Here is a 14,006-nt window from a genome sequence, read left to right as displayed (position 1 = left end):
AGCACACGCGAGCCGCTGCGGGTGGGTCAGCACGATGCAGACCTCCGTCGGCGCGCCCATCTTCTCGACCGCCTCGAACGACACGACCGACAGCGCCCGCGCGCTTGCCGTGCCTGGTACATCCAGGAAGTACGCCTGACGCCCCGCTATATCTCGCCACAACGGATCGAATTCCGCCATTTGTTCTCCTTGAAAACGCCAACGGTACGATGATGAGGAATCCGAAGTCCAGATTTATCCGTGAATTTTCGCCGACCCTGGAACGGAATTGCCCGCCAATATAATCAAAGAAACCCGAAAAATGGGGCGCCGTTCACGCGCAGCAGATAAACATCACAAAATTTGACCTTCGACAGACCGGCTAATATGGGCGTTAAATTGGCCGCTGCAATGATTTCAAGGGCCCGCGTCGCGCGGACTTATTTCCGCGCACGGATAAAAAGAGGTTTATCGAGATAACCGGCGAACGCGGCGAGCGGCCGACCATCAGGCGTTTCGTCGCGCGTGACCCCACTGCCCAACCGCTCCCCCAACAGCACCGAATGAACACCCCGATGCCACAATGACGCGTTCATTCGATGCGCCACGCGACGGAGAGCCACCGACATGGAATCAGACGACGACCTGAAGCATTTCGAAGCACACGGCGCCGCGCCGCTGCCCGCTGCGGACGACGAAGGCTTCGTGGACAACGAAGGCGCGCGCATCGCGTGGTCGACATACGGCGCGGGCAACCAGCCCGCGATGAGCCAGCCCGTCGTCCTGCTGCACGGCGGCCTCGGGCATCGTGGCAACTGGGGCTATCAGGTGCCCGCGCTCGTCGATGCCGGCTACCGCGCGATCCTGATCGACAGCCGCGGGCACGGGCGCAGCACGCGCGACGCGCGGCCCTACAGCTACGAACTGATGGCCGACGATGTGCTCGCCGTACTCGATGCGCTGCATGTGCAGAAGGCGGCGTTCGTCGGCTGGAGCGACGGCGCGTGCACTGCGCTGGTCCTCGCCCGGCGCGCTCCCGAGCGCGTCGCGGGCGTATTCTTTTTCGCGTGCAACATGGACCCGGGCGGCGCAAAGGAATTCGCATCGACGCCCGTGATCGAACGCTGCTTCAAGCGGCATCGGGAAGACTACAAGACGCTGTCCGCGACACCCGACGATTTCGATGTATTCGTCGCCGCCGTCAGCGACATGCAGCGGACGCAGCCCAACTATTCGGCCGACGATCTCGCGCGAATCGGCGTGCGCGTCGTCGTGGCCATCGGCGAGCACGACGAGTTCATCAGACAGGAGCACGCCGCGTATCTCGCGCAAACCATCCCCGACGCCGAACTGATCGTGCTGCCGAACGTCAGCCATTTCGCGCCGCTGCAAAGGCCGGCGCTCTTCAACGGCGTGATCGAGCGCTTCGCGGGCACGGCGTTCGCGCCGGAGAAATAGTCTCCGACAAGAGTGGAGAGTCGGTGAGCGGCGCTCCGCTCGCCGGCTACTCGTTCTTCGCGCCCGCCGCCACGTCCTTGTCTTTCTCCCATCCGCCGCCGAGCGCGAGGAACAGGTTCACCTGATCGATTGCCACCTGGCCATCCGCAGCCGCTACCTGCGCGGCGACGCTCGTGAGCGTGCGCGTCGCGTCGAGGTCGTCGATGAACGACTCACGGCCCGCGGCATATAACCGATGCGTTTCGTCCGCCGACTGCACGGCCGATTTGTACGCGGTGCGCAGCGCATCGGCGCGCGTCGTGTCGGATGCGTAGTTCGACAGGCTCGTCTGCGTTTCGCGCAGCGCGTTGAGCACGACGCCGTCGAAGTGTGCGAGCGCGCCGCCCGTCGATGCCTCCGCTTCATGCACGCGCGCCCGTTGCCCGTTGATCGGGAAAGTCCAGCTGATCAGCGGCCCGAACGCCCAGCGGTTCGTCGCTGCGCCCAACAGGTCTTCGGCGACGCCGACCGAGCCCACCGACGCGCCGAAGCTCACGGACGGATACAGCGCCGCCGTCGCGACGCCGATGCGCGCCGTCGACGACGCCAGTTGCCGCTCGGCCTGGCGCACGTCGGGGCGGCGTTTGAGCAGCGCGGCGCCATCGCCGACGGGAATCGGCTGCGTCAGATGCGGCACCTTGTTGCACGCGAGGGCAGCGGGCGGCAGATCCGACGGCGCGCGCGCAAGCAACATCGCGAGCCGGTACTGCGCCGCGCGGCGGCGCGCGACGAAGCGCGGGATGTCCGCGGCGAGCGTGTCGGCTTGCGTCTGTCCGCGCGTAACGTCCGGCTGGTTGCCACGCCCCGCGTCGCGCAGCCGCTGCGTGAGCTTGACCCGTTGCCTCTGCAACGACAGCGATTGCTGCGCGATCTTCAGTTCGTCGGCGGCCGAACACGATTCGACATACGCGCGCACGACATCCGCGACCACCGTGATGCGCGCGAGATCGCTCGCGGCTTCGACGGCTTCGTCGTCGGCCTTCGCGGCCTCCACGCCGCGTCGCAGCTTGCCGAACAGATCGAATTCATACGACACGCTCAGATCGAGCGCGCCTTCCGTGACGACGGGAAGCTTCTCCGTCAGCAGAAACTGTTCGGCCGATTCCTGAGCGCGCTGGAAAGCCGCCGACGTCTTGCCGGAGAAGCCACCCTGTTCGTTGGCGAAGTCGACTTGCGCACGCGAGCGCGCGAGATTGGCCGCAGCGACGCGCAAATCGGTATTCGACGCGAGCGCCTGCGTGAGCAGCTGATCGAGCACGGGATCGTCGTACAGACGCCACCACTTCGACGGTACGGGCTGCTGCGTGACGGGCGCGTTGTCCGCGCCGTCGATGGCCGCGTTCGCATACGGCGCATTGACCATCGCGTTGTCGGGCAGCTTGTAATTCGGGCCGACCGTCATGCAGCCGCTCAGCGCCAGCGCGACGGGAAGCAGGGCGGGCAGCCACGCGCGGCCGGCGCGCGCTGCCGTCATGAACGGATTGCGTTTCATCGTGATGCGCCCGAAGCAGGTTGCGTTGCGCTGGACGGCGACGCGCCGGCAACAGCCGCGCGCGCCGTCGATGCGCCCACACCTGCGGAGGCCGATGCCGATGCCGATGCGCCAGGCGCCGATGCAGCAATAGCATCCGAAGCCGCAGGCTTTCCGATCGACGGCCCGGGGCCGCGCACCGATACCGTCGCCGTGCGGCCCGCGATCATGCGGAAGTCGGCGGGAATCTCGTCGAGCGCGACGCGCACGGGAATGCGCTGCGCGAGACGCACCCAGCTGAACGCCGGGTTCACGTTGGGCAGCAGGTTGGCGCTTTGCTGGCGGTCGCGATCCTCAATCGCGGCGACGATGCTCTGCACGTGCCCGCGCAATACGTTCGGCTCGCCCATCACCTTGATGTCGACGGGCTGGCCGATGTCGATGCCGTGCAGCTTGGTTTCCTCGAAGTAGCCGTCGACGCGGAACGAGTGCATGTCCACCACCGACAACACCGCGCGTCCCGCCGACACGAACTCGCCGGCACGCGGCGCGCGGTCGTTCAGGTAGCCGTCGACGGGGCTCACGATCACCGTGCGCTGCAGGTTCAAACGCGCCGTGTCGATTGCGACTTCGGCATCGGCGAGCGCGGCGGCCGCCTGTTCGACGCGCGAGTGTGTCTCTTCGACGGATTCGCGCGCAACGAGATTGCCTAGCGCGCGGTTGCGCGCGTCTTCGCGGCGCGCCTGATCGAGCGTCGCGCGGCGCTGCTGCGCCGTGGCCTGCGCGTTGCGCAGCGCAAGCTCGTAGCGCGCCTGGTCGATCACGAAGAGGACGTCGCCGCGCTTGACCTCCTGGTTATCGACGACCTTCACTTGCGTGATGAGCCCGGACACGTCGGGCGCGACCTGGATGACGTCGGCGCGCACGTGGCCGTCGCGCGTCCAGGGCGCGAACATGTAGTAGTCGACCAGCTTCCACAGCACGGCGGCGGCAATCGCGACGACGATGAGAGTGAGCAGGATCTGCCCGACGGAGAACCAGGTTTTTTTCACGTTATGAGCCGGTGCGAAACGATGACGACAAGCCCCAGCACCAGTACATAGATGCCGAGGTCGAAAATGGAACGGTGCCAGACGAAGCGATACACGCCGATGCGCGCGAGCACGGTGCGGATCGCCAGATTCAGCAGATAGGCGATCAACATCAGCACCAGCACGGCGGGCACGAATACGCCGAGAACGTCGATTTCGCCGATCATGTGCGTCGACAGAATGAAAAGGGTTGAGTGGCCATCAGGCGGACGTCTCCTCTTGCGCGGGCGGGTTGCTGCCTGGCGCCGTGTGCGGCGGATGCAGCGACAGACGCATGCCGACGAGCGCATGCAGCGTATCGCGCAGCCAGCGTTCGGCGGGCGGGGGCGTGCGGCTCTGCCCCTGGTCTTGCGGAGCTTCCTGTCCAGGTTGCGCTGGTTGCGCCCGCTCATGTGATGCGCGTTGCGCCTCTTCGATGCTGCGCGTCGTCACGAGTCCGACGGCGGCATCGATCGCATCAATCAGCGCAGGCGGTACCGGCTGCCGCGCGCGCCGCGCGATGCATTGCTCGAAATACTGCCGCACGCCTGAGAGCACGTCATCGATGGTGTCCTGCAAGTCGCCTGTCAGCTTGCGGCGCGTGCGCCGAAGGTCCAGCGCGTTCAGCGCGACGCGGAAATCGCGGAAGCTCTCGATCGACGGGTGGCGGTGCGAATCGGTTGCCGCATGACGCGGCAGCAGTTGCATCAGCCGATCGAGCATGCGCGCGTACAGATTGCGCTGGTCCTCGATCGCGGCCGTCGATGCGCTCACCACGACATCGGACCACGCCGAGCGCGTGAGCCGCGCAGCCGCGAGTTCGGCGCCGAAAGGACGCGTCGCGCGCGTCCAGATGAACGCGAACAGCAGGCCGCCGACGCCCGCCAGGTTGCTGTTGAGAAACACGAAGAAGTCGGCCTCGTAAGCGCTCTGTATGCTGATGAACGTAGCCGTGTTGACGGCGACGAGCATCGTCACGAGATTGAACTGCGGGCGCGGAATCAGCGTGCCGATGATCAGGAACGGCCCGGCGAAGATGACGACCAGCATCGCGAAGTCGTGCACGTGCGGCAGCACCGCGAACACGTACAGGCCCGCGAACACGACGCTCGCGCAGGTCGAAAGAAAGAACTTGAAGACGGCGGGCGCCGGCTCGTCGAGCGCGGCGAAGAAGCAGCACGACACGGCCGCGAGCGTCACCGCGCCCGCGCCGTCGTTCCAGCCCGACGCGATCCACAGTCCGCACGCGAGGATGATCGCGCCGACAGCGGACGCCGTGGAAAACAGCATCATCCCGCGATCGAAGAAGCGCTCGGTGCCGCCCATGCGCCAGTGACGAAAGCGCGGCCGCCACTGCGCCGTTTCGTGGACGATGCCCGCGCGCAGACTGCGGATGTCCTGCCACACATCGACGACCTGGCCCAGACGCCAGAGCGCGTTCGACAGCAGCGCGACATGCCAGCTTGCAAGCGATGCCGCGGGCGGCTTCATCGCGGCGATGCGCTCGCGCAGCGCTTCCGCCTCGCGGTCGATTTCGTCGGCGTGCCTCGCTTCGAGTGCGGGCGATTTGATCCACTGCGCGACATCGGCGAGCAGCGCCGCGACTTCGGGCGGCTGCGTGCCACGCTCGCGCATCAGTTCGATCAGCGGATCGGCCATCGACGAAATCAACGGCAGGAAGATCTGCATGCGCCCTTGCAACGCGCGCGCGCGGCGCACGATGTCGGGACGCGTGTGATCGTAGGTCAGCTGGCTCAACAGAAATTCAAGGCCGTTGACGGTCGCCGCGAGCCGCTGGCGTGAAGCCGAAATCGACGCGCCCGCGATGTGGCCGGACAGCGTCTCGCTCGCGTAGAACGCGGCATCGCGGAACCATGCGTCGGTGCGCTCGATCAGCGTCGGCGCGAGGCGGCTCGGAAACACGACGCTGCCCACGATGCTCGCGACCACGATGCCGAGCAGAATCTCTTCGGTACGCGTGATGGCGAGATCGAACACGGTCGTCGGGCTGGTGACGGCGGGCAGCGCGATCAACGGCAGCGTGTAGCCGGCGAGCAGGAAAACATAGCTGCGCGCCGTGCGGTCGTTCATCGACAGATAGAGCAGGGTGCCCGTCCATAGCGCGACGATCACGCTGAACAGAAACGGCGACTCGACGAACGGCGGCACGATCAGCACGGCGGCCGCCGCGCCAATCGCCGTGCCGAGCGCGCGATACAGCGCCTTCGAGCGCGTCGCGCCGACGAACGGATTAGACACGATGTAGACGGTCGCCATCGCCCAGTACGGGCGCGGCAATTCGAGCGCAAGGCCGATGTACAGCGCGATCATCGCGGCCGCGAACGTCTTGGCGGAGAACAGCCAGTCGCGGACTGACGGATAGACCATGGCGCTTACGCTTTGCCTTTGCTGCCGGAGCGGTCCGGTGCGCGGGCGGATGGGCCGTCGTCGCCGGGCGTGGCCTTGCCGGATACGGGCGGCGGCGTGGTTGCATCGAGCGATGCGTTGAACGCATTCAGCACGCGCAGCGTCGTCTCCAGGTCCTCGCGGCTCACGCCTTTGAGCACGCGCGCGCGCAGGTCCATCAGGCGCTCTTCCATGCGCGCGGTGACGGCGCGGCCTTCGTCGGTGAGCGTGATGGTTTTCGCGCGCTTGTCGTCGGGATCTTCGTCGCGGCGCACGAGGCCCGCCGCGCAGAGCTGATCGAGCAGTCGCACGAGCGACGGCCCTTCGATGCCGACCTGCTCCGCGAGCGTCACCTGGCGCACGGCCTCGCCGAGACGGTTGGCCGTCAGCAGCGGACCTGCGCAGGCTTCCGACACGTTGTATGCGGACAGCACGGTATGGCTCGTGCGGCGCCAACGGCGCGCGGCGACGACCAGCGTGCTGCTGACGGAGCGGCGCAGGAGATGAAGATTAGCCATGGGGCGGGATTGTATGTCGGTTTTTATTCGTTAGCATCCTATCGACCTACAATTTTTAAGGAAATACTTCAAACTTTTTTCTCCGTGTGATGGGAGGCGCTGAAGCGCGCGGGCGGGGCTGCCTGAAGGACGCGAGCCTAGATTCTGGCATCCATGTGACGCGCTCAGTGCCTGTGTCGCGCACCGTCTGCCGGCTTGGCCGTGATGGAAAAAGTGGCCCGCTGCGCGCGCAAACAGGGTACTAACAAGGAAGTTATTCTTTGGCCTCTGTGCGTTTGCCCGCGCATGCTTGTGCCGTTGATGGTAGGTCTTCCCGCATCATGCCCGTTGCCTCGTGCGATCGCCGCGTTGCCTGACACCTGCGTTGCCCAACGCGCGGCGACCGCTGACAAAAGCACATCGTTTCCACGCGGCGAGCGCTTTCGAAAGAATTCTTTTTATTTCGGCCAGGCCCTGCACACGCGATCCGCGCCTGCCGATATCCAGCCAGTAGATCGCCACTGATGCAAGTGGAAAGAACTACCGCATCGTTCCTGTATTGAACTCCCGTCAACCGACGCGCGAATGTGCCCACTCGACGGAGCACCGTCGATGGCTCATCAGCGATAGATCGGACGCGATTCATCAGGATGGCGAAACATATCGGGCGACCCGATCGATTTTTCGTCAATACGCACGCTGCGCTTACACATCAAAGCTTTTCGCCGGGCGCGACCCGGCAGTGGATTTATTTTGTCATGGTCAAACGACGTCAATTCCTCGGTTTACTGACTGCACTCGGCGGTGCTCACGTGCTGAGCGCATGCGGCGGAGGAGGCGGCTCGGGAGGCGGCGAGGGCGGCGCGACCAGCGTTAGCGCCAACAGCACAACGGGTACGACGGGTATGTCCGCGACGACAACTAGCGCGGGTGTGACGGCTGCGGCCGGGAACGGCAAGACGCCCGCTTCGACGAATGGCGCGACTGTGGGATCGTCGAACGGGAAGGGTGCAGCGTCATCCAGCGGAACGAGTACGGGTTCATCGAGCGACACATCGACGGGATCGCCGAACGGCACCGCGATTCCGCCTGCCGCTTCGATCACCGACAACCAGGCTGCCGTCTGGACGCTCGTCAATGGATCGGTCTACCGCAACGGCGTCGCTGCGGGCAACACGTACAACGTGACGCTGCTGCTGTGGTACGGCGGCGGCATCTATCATCAGGGCACAGGCGGACAGTTCTATGGATGGAGCGGCTCGACCTGGTTCGCGTGCAACGATCCGCGGCTTGGCGGCACGTCAGCGGACGGCACGGCGATTCCCGCGTCGCCATACATCATCGACAAGGTCGGCGCGCTGTGGACGGTGGCCAACGGCGTCGTCCTTCGCAACAACGCTGTCGTCGGCGCGACGTCGAACGTGTCGATGCTGCTGTGGTATGGCGGCAAGCTCTGGTACCGGTCGACGGACGGGCAGTTCCATGTCTGCAGCGATCTCGACCAGTGGATGCCGTGCAGCGATCCGCGCATCGCCGTCGCGGCGACGAGCGGCACGTTCCACGGCATCAACGGGCATTACGACTATCGCTACACACCGGCCCAGATCGTGACGATCATGCGGAACATGGGCTGCTCGACCTATCGCGTCGGCTGCATAGACGATCCGGTGTCGCTCGGCGCCGTCGTCAGTCTCGCGCAGGCGTTCCAGGCGGCGGGGCTGACGCTGTTCGTGCTGGTCAATCTCGGCATCCGCGATTCGAACGGCTTGCTGTTCGCAAGCGAATCGGTGGCATACAGCCGCGGGTATTCATGCGGCGCGACAGTCGCGCGCGCGCTCGCGCCGTACGGCGTCGTGATGTACGAGTGCGGAAACGAATTGACGCGCGACGGCGCGATGATTCTCGACTCGACCAACGCGGGCACGAAGGCGGTCGATTTCAGCAACGTCAACTGGCCGATCATGCGCGGCGTGATGCGCGGGATGATCGACGGCGTGAAGTCGGCTCAATCCAGTGCGAAATGCGGGGTCAACTTCTGCGTCGCGGACATCGGCGCCGCCGATGCGTTGTGGGATGGCAAGCAGCCGGACGGCACGAGCGGCCATCCGGTGGTGCGATGGGATCTGACGACGTGGCACAACTACGAGGTGTACGGCGACATCTTCGACATCGGCTCCGACGGCTCGGGTCCCGGCTTCGATCTGCCGACGTACTGCAAGGCGCGTTATGGCGTGCCGTTCCTGCTGACCGAGTGGAATACCGGGCCCGAGAAGAGCCTGTCGTATCGCGCGGATTACATTACGTCGCGCTATGCGACTTACTACCAGGCGAGAAAAACGAAGAATATCCAGTCCGTGATGTACTACGTGCTCGATAGCGGCGATACGACGTACGGCCTCATGATCGACGGTGCGACGGTGAATCTTCCGTATAACGCGTTTGTTGGGTTTGTCGCGGGGCATCCGGATAGCTAGGGCGCGTTTGTGGTTGGTGGGCGGCGTTGATTCAAAGGTCGGCGCTGGCTGTTTTTAATTTTACATAAGATAAATTATCACCTGAACGGCTGTAGGGGCTACGTCCTAATGTCGTGTTCTGGCCAATTAGAAATGTCCGGTTTGGGTTCCGCGTGCCGCATCCTGCTGGTGCACGCACACGACGGAGCCCGTGATGAACGAACCAGGTCTGGTCACGATCAGCATGAAGGAACTGCAACGCATCAAGGTCATTGAAGCCGTCGTCAAAGGACGGCTCAGCGGCGTGCGTGCGAGGCCCGGGCGCCCGCGTGCACGCTGCTGGTGTTCATCGATGACGCGACCGGGCGGCTGATCGCGCTGCACTTCACGGCGACGGAGTCGACCTTCAGCTACTTTGAGGCGCTGGCGACGTATCTGGGTTCGCACGGCAAGCCGGTGGCGTTCTACAGCGACAAGGCCAGTGTCTTCCATGTGAAGGACCGTTCGGCGACGGCGGGCAACGGCGTCACGCAGTTCGGCCGGGCCCTGTACCAGCTCAATATCGACGCGTTCTGCGCGAACACGAGCCAGGCGAAGGGACGCGTGGAGCGCGCCAACCTGACGTTGCAGGACCGCCTCGTCAAGGAGCTGCGGCTGCGTGGCATCAGCACGCGGAAGGCAGCCAATGCGTATGCGCCCTCCTTCATCGCGGACTTCAACCGGCGTTTCAGCAAACCGCCGCGAAGCGATCACGACGCGCATCGGCCGTTGCACGGTGACGAGGATCTCAGGCAGATACTGGCCTATCGCGTGCCACGCAGGATATCCAACGCATTGACGGTGCAGTACGACTGGGTGATGTACCTGCTGGACGACACGCCGTTTGCCCGCACGCTGATGCACGAGTACGTCGTGGTGGTCGAGTATCCCGACCAACGGGCGGTGCTGCCCTGCCGGCAGTACGATCGCATCGCACGTGTCGATCAGGGGGCCGATTCGAGACCTAGCGCTCCTCCCGCAGCGCGACGCCCAGGTTCTGCAGCAATGGCGCATTTTCACAAGCGACATAGACGGCATCTTCGTCGCCCGTGTTGCTGTGTTGATGCCAAGCCCAAACCGGCACGTAGAGCGCGTCGCCGGCCTCCCACTCGACCTCTTTCGAGCCGATGCGCGAGCGCCCCCTGCCTTTTGTCACATAGATGACGGTTTCATAGTTATGCCTATGCATGCGCGACGACTGTCCCGGCGCCAGCCCGCCGATGGTCATGCTGATCGAGCGCGATGGCAGGTCGACAAGTGCCACAGGATGGCGTCGCTCCTCAGAGAACGCAGCGTCGTTCACTTCCAGTACGCGACGATGAACCAGCCGGTTCGGAATCGATGGTTCGATAGCGGATGGCGTCGATGGGAAATCGATCGAACTGAATACTTGCGGAGTCGAATTCATGATAGTTACCTCGCTTCCAGCGCGTCGAGCAGGCGCAAACGTGCGTTGACGACAGCCTCGCCCGCGCTGATCATCGCGATCGAGCGCGCGTTATCCGTCTCTGCGAGACGACACATGATCTGGCGCATCGTTTCCGCATGTCTGTCGTCGCATCCGATGTGCAGTGAGAAGAACATCAAGTGATCCGGGGACACGCCAGCCTTCATAAAGCCGTCCAAAATTCCCGAGTAGAGTTCCGGTACGATCGCTTCGGCGCCGAGACAAAGCGCACCAAGCCCTCGCGCATGATCGGTGTGACGACACTGCATGTACATCATGTCGATGAGATTCTGTGTTTCCGGCAGCGTTTTTTCGGCTTCCGCGTCGACGCCGAGATTGCGCAACATCGTCCGGTAGAGTTCGGCGTGCGAAACCGAACCGCTTTCGTCGAGCCCGAACTCTTCAAGCAGATTTTCGGCAAGCGCCATGCAATCTCCCTGGGTCTGCAGGTTCGACATCAGCGCTGTCAAATAGCGAGTGAAATGGCCGCTGTATTTTGCATGCTGTGCCAGGAAATGCCTGAGCGTCTCGATCCTCATCGTTCCCGCTCTGCACGACACGATAAAAGGATGTGCTCTGATCCTGTCCTTGAAAACCTGTTCGGCCTCCCATAGGCCGCTCGACATCGTTCTTTCCATTGTTTCAGTCATACATACTCCGTTATTTCAATCACATTCAACGAAGCAAACCACCCTCTGACTGCGGTCTACTTCTTGCACAACACAAGCAAACACTCGCGACACGCAATCGGCATCCGAACAGCCGACCCTACACCGTCGGCATGACGGGAACATAGCCGTGCATGCCGCGCAGCCCGGGTCGCAGCGCCTCGCGGCGCAGCTTGCCCGTCGGTGTGCTGATGAGATCATCGACCACCTCGATCCGGTCAGGCCGCAGCGCGTTTGGCTTCAACTCCTCTCGCATGCGGTGCGTCAAGTCGCGAATCACGCGATCGGGATCGCCGGATGAATTCGCCAGCACGATGAATGCGCGTAGACGCGTTAGCCCTTCGGCCGTTTCCACCGGCATCGCAGCTGCCTTCAGGATGCGCTCGTCGGTTAAAAGAAACTCTTCGAGGTCTTGCGGCGAGATCCATTGACCTCCGATCTTCGCGCGCTCCGACTGGCGCGACTGGAAACGCCATCCGTCGCCTTCCGGCGCGAAAACGTCACGAGGCTCAAAAGTCCTCGATGCGGCTTCGAACTGCGCCGCGCGTTTCGTGCCGATCTGGCCTAACATCATGGCGTCGCTGGTCAGACGTAGCGTGAATGCGCCGGATTCGGGCACATCGCTTTCGGCACGCGCGAACTCGTATTCGAACGCAGGGATTGTCCGGAGGCCCGGCCCGGCGCCCGCAGTCTCGGATAGGTATGGCAGAAAGGTTTCCGTTGTCCCTACGGTGTCGAGCATGATCGAGCGCGAAAAGCGAGACCAGCGCGAGCGGATCACGCGTGGCAGACGTTCCCCCGCCGATAGACTGAGCCGCAGCGAATCCACCCGATACAGCCCTGAAGACCTGACCATCAGCAGGTGATACAGCGTCGGCACGGCCAGAAAGACGCTGACTGACTCCTGCTCGATTGTCGAAAGAAAATCCTCATGCCTTTTCCAGTCGGGCAGAAGGACAGAGGTCGCTCCGAGCGTCAGCGCGGGATGAATACCTTGCAAGCCGAAAGAGAAATACGGCCCGCTCGTGCCGAGAACGATATCGTCCGCCCCCATACCCCACATCGTCCTGGTGACGTTTCGCTCGAACGCCGCTACGGCATGATGGGAATGCACGCAGATTTTGGCTCTGCCTGTCGATCCCGACGACGCAAGACAGAAAGCGGGGCGCATATCGGGTACCGGGCATGACTCGGGGAACCCGTCCGCGTCGTCGCCTGAGTCAGCGCTCTCGCCGTCGTCCACGTGATCCACGAACCGCAACAGTCGCCCGTTCGCCGGAGAAGCGAGTCGATCACGCACAATGCAGTCGGGCGCGAAATCCGCGAACAACGCGCCGTATACGTCCGCGCCAAGGCCCGGATGCACGAGGAACGGCAGATGACCGGCGCGCATCGCTCCAAGCCATGCGGAGATCGTTTCGAGTGTGCTCCCGCCGACTATGGCAATCCGTCGCGCCGTCACGCCAGAGCCGAATTGCTGATCGAATTCTTGCGCGATGCGTCGGCTCGCCTGCATCAATTGCCAATAGGACAATGTTCGACGTTCGTCGCGAGAACACTCGATCAATGCGAGATGAGCACCGCGCCCCGACCGCACATGACGATCGACCATCAGATCGACGCAGCCTGTGCCGCGCTTGATAGACGCATGCATCACGAGCTCCCGTGCCGATGATTGCACCCTGTGACGTTCGACGAGCCGACGCACCGGCACGCGCCCCCACGCGCGCCTTCACAGCCGCCGTCAGCGGCGCGGGGCCCCGGCATGCCCAACGCCTTCCTGAGCTCTTGAAGCATACGGCGCGGGTCGCCGTGCTGGAACACGTTGCGCCCGACGCACAGACCGCGCGCACCGTATTCGACGGCTGCCCGCGCAAGTGCAAGCAGTTGCTCGTCGGACTTGCGGTCCCCACCCGCGAAAACCACCGACGTATGCGCCTGCACTCCGTCGATCAGTTCCCCGATCGAAGAAAGATCCGGCGGCGCGCCGAGCTTGATTGCGTCAACACCGAGTTCAACGGCCGCGCGAACGAAATGGCGCATCCGTGCCATGGCCTCGCTGCCCGTCTGCGGCCCGGTTTTGTCGTACAGCATGACCATGATGGGAAGGCCGTACTCGTGAGCATCGTCTACCACTGCGCCAAGGATGCGAAGATTCTCACCGACGTTCTCAGAGCAGAAATTGGTTTGCACCGAGACGCCGTCTGCACCCAGTCGCATGGCCGCATCCACACGTGTCAGCAAGACCTTCCGGTCGGGCTGTGCGTCCAGCGACATTGTTCCGTTCAGATGGATCATCACGCCAGCATTGCCTACGCTACCGAGTCGCTCCGCGATTCCTTTGTGTACGACGAGTCCTGTGATCAGATCGTCCGCAAGCCAGTCAGCCATATCATCGGGCCGGTCGATACCGGGCACCGGACCGAGCGTCAGCCCGTGATCGATCGGCACGATCAGCGCGCGTCCGCTCGAACCCTCA

The 14,006-nt window shown here is 63.8% G+C and carries 13 protein-coding genes and 1 pseudogene; 4 read left to right on the top strand and 10 right to left on the bottom strand.

Annotated elements, in window-relative coordinates; translation table 11 throughout:
* Positions 1–180, bottom strand: a 180-nt coding sequence (locus BMW76_RS12570; protein WP_143062254.1) for a hypothetical protein, incomplete at its 3' end; no start/stop codon positions are given.
* A gap of 426 nt (positions 181–606) precedes the next feature.
* Between BMW76_RS12570 and BMW76_RS12565 the strand changes: the two genes are divergently transcribed.
* Complete coding sequence (locus tag BMW76_RS12565; RefSeq protein WP_090865444.1) at positions 607–1,437, top strand: alpha/beta fold hydrolase; 831 nt, start codon at positions 607–609, stop codon at positions 1,435–1,437.
* A gap of 46 nt (positions 1,438–1,483) precedes the next feature.
* On the opposite strand, the gene BMW76_RS12560 is transcribed toward BMW76_RS12565, so the two are convergent.
* Genes BMW76_RS12560 through BMW76_RS12540 form a run of 5 tightly spaced genes read right to left on the bottom strand, consistent with a single transcriptional unit; the run spans position 1,484 to position 6,941 of the window.
* Entirely contained in the window at positions 1,484–2,968 is a 1,485-nt protein-coding gene (locus tag BMW76_RS12560; protein WP_090865443.1) for an efflux transporter outer membrane subunit, read from the bottom strand.
* Positions 2,965–3,999 carry an efflux RND transporter periplasmic adaptor subunit gene (locus tag BMW76_RS12555; RefSeq protein WP_090865442.1) on the bottom strand — a complete coding sequence of 345 codons (1,035 nt, stop codon included), beginning with the start codon at positions 3,997–3,999 and terminating at the stop codon, positions 2,965–2,967. Before BMW76_RS12555 ends, BMW76_RS12560 begins: the two co-directional genes overlap by 4 nt.
* Positions 3,996–4,205 carry a DUF1656 domain-containing protein gene (locus BMW76_RS12550; protein WP_090865441.1) on the bottom strand — a complete coding sequence of 70 codons (210 nt, stop codon included), beginning with the start codon at positions 4,203–4,205 and terminating at the stop codon, positions 3,996–3,998. The genes BMW76_RS12555 and BMW76_RS12550 overlap by 4 nt, the downstream gene beginning before the upstream one ends.
* A gap of 34 nt (positions 4,206–4,239) precedes the next feature.
* Positions 4,240–6,405, bottom strand: coding sequence for an FUSC family protein (locus tag BMW76_RS12545; RefSeq protein ID WP_090865440.1), 2,166 nt, complete (start codon positions 6,403–6,405; stop codon positions 4,240–4,242).
* Positions 6,406–6,410: 5 nt separating this feature from the next.
* Positions 6,411–6,941 (bottom strand): MarR family winged helix-turn-helix transcriptional regulator, encoded by a 531-nt coding sequence (locus tag BMW76_RS12540; protein WP_090865439.1) that lies wholly within the window; start codon positions 6,939–6,941, stop codon positions 6,411–6,413.
* 737 nt (positions 6,942–7,678) lie between these two features.
* On the opposite strand from BMW76_RS12540, the gene BMW76_RS12535 reads away from it, so the two are divergent.
* The 3 genes and pseudogenes from BMW76_RS12535 to BMW76_RS12530 form a co-directional block, all read left to right on the top strand.
* A complete protein-coding gene (locus BMW76_RS12535) occupies positions 7,679–9,394 on the top strand; it encodes a hypothetical protein (protein WP_177200366.1) in 1,716 nt (571 codons plus the stop codon).
* Positions 9,395–9,587: 193 nt separating this feature from the next.
* Positions 9,588–9,746, top strand: coding sequence for a hypothetical protein (locus BMW76_RS41100; protein WP_177200357.1), 159 nt, complete (start codon positions 9,588–9,590; stop codon positions 9,744–9,746).
* Positions 9,683–10,369, top strand: a pseudogene (locus BMW76_RS12530) (ISNCY family transposase); the annotation flags it as partial. The gene BMW76_RS41100 and the pseudogene BMW76_RS12530, both read left to right, overlap by 64 nt.
* A gap of 7 nt (positions 10,370–10,376) precedes the next feature.
* On the opposite strand, the gene BMW76_RS42805 reads toward BMW76_RS12530, so the two are convergent.
* From BMW76_RS42805 to BMW76_RS12510, 4 genes are all read right to left on the bottom strand, one after another.
* Positions 10,377–10,601: a cupin domain-containing protein gene (locus tag BMW76_RS42805; protein WP_407668949.1), complete on the bottom strand. Its 225-nt coding sequence runs from the start codon at positions 10,599–10,601 to the stop codon at positions 10,377–10,379.
* 224 nt (positions 10,602–10,825) lie between these two features.
* The gene (locus BMW76_RS12520) at positions 10,826–11,485 is read right to left on the bottom strand and encodes a TenA family transcriptional regulator (protein WP_281248515.1); all 660 of its coding nucleotides are present in this window, start codon (positions 11,483–11,485) and stop codon (positions 10,826–10,828) included.
* 142 nt (positions 11,486–11,627) lie between these two features.
* Complete coding sequence (locus BMW76_RS12515) at positions 11,628–13,181, bottom strand: AMP-binding protein (protein WP_143062253.1); 1,554 nt, start codon at positions 13,179–13,181, stop codon at positions 11,628–11,630.
* On the bottom strand, positions 13,181–13,978 hold the full coding sequence (locus BMW76_RS12510) for a class I fructose-bisphosphate aldolase (RefSeq protein ID WP_245763199.1): 798 nt from the start codon (positions 13,976–13,978) through the stop codon (positions 13,181–13,183). The genes BMW76_RS12515 and BMW76_RS12510 overlap by 1 nt, the downstream gene beginning before the upstream one ends.
* Positions 13,979–14,006: the final 28 nt, after the last annotated feature.

Origin of the sequence: Paraburkholderia diazotrophica (genome assembly GCF_900108945.1) — a bacterium.
GTDB classification, from domain to species: Bacteria; Pseudomonadota; Gammaproteobacteria; order Burkholderiales; family Burkholderiaceae; genus Paraburkholderia; species Paraburkholderia diazotrophica.
Note: the sequence above shows the minus strand (reverse complement) of the source record. Positions and strands in the feature narration are given on the sequence as shown.

Excerpts from the sequence above, each read along its gene's own strand:
- BMW76_RS12535 (WP_177200366.1), top strand. The coding sequence starts at position 7,679 with ATGGTCAAACGACGTCAATTCCTCGGTTTACTGACTGCACTCGGCGGT.
- BMW76_RS41100 (WP_177200357.1), top strand. The coding sequence starts at position 9,588 with ATGAACGAACCAGGTCTGGTCACGATCAGCATGAAGGAACTGCAACGC.
- BMW76_RS12540 (WP_090865439.1), bottom strand. The coding sequence starts at position 6,941 with ATGGCTAATCTTCATCTCCTGCGCCGCTCCGTCAGCAGCACGCTGGTC.
- BMW76_RS42805 (WP_407668949.1), bottom strand. The coding sequence starts at position 10,601 with ATGCATAGGCATAACTATGAAACCGTCATCTATGTGACAAAAGGCAGG.
- BMW76_RS12545 (WP_090865440.1), bottom strand. The coding sequence starts at position 6,405 with ATGGTCTATCCGTCAGTCCGCGACTGGCTGTTCTCCGCCAAGACGTTC.
- BMW76_RS12565 (WP_090865444.1), top strand. The coding sequence starts at position 607 with ATGGAATCAGACGACGACCTGAAGCATTTCGAAGCACACGGCGCCGCG.
- BMW76_RS12520 (WP_281248515.1), bottom strand. The coding sequence starts at position 11,485 with ATGTCGAGCGGCCTATGGGAGGCCGAACAGGTTTTCAAGGACAGGATC.
- BMW76_RS12515 (WP_143062253.1), bottom strand. The coding sequence starts at position 13,181 with ATGCATGCGTCTATCAAGCGCGGCACAGGCTGCGTCGATCTGATGGTC.
- BMW76_RS12550 (WP_090865441.1), bottom strand. The coding sequence starts at position 4,205 with ATGATCGGCGAAATCGACGTTCTCGGCGTATTCGTGCCCGCCGTGCTG.
- BMW76_RS12560 (WP_090865443.1), bottom strand. The coding sequence starts at position 2,968 with ATGAAACGCAATCCGTTCATGACGGCAGCGCGCGCCGGCCGCGCGTGG.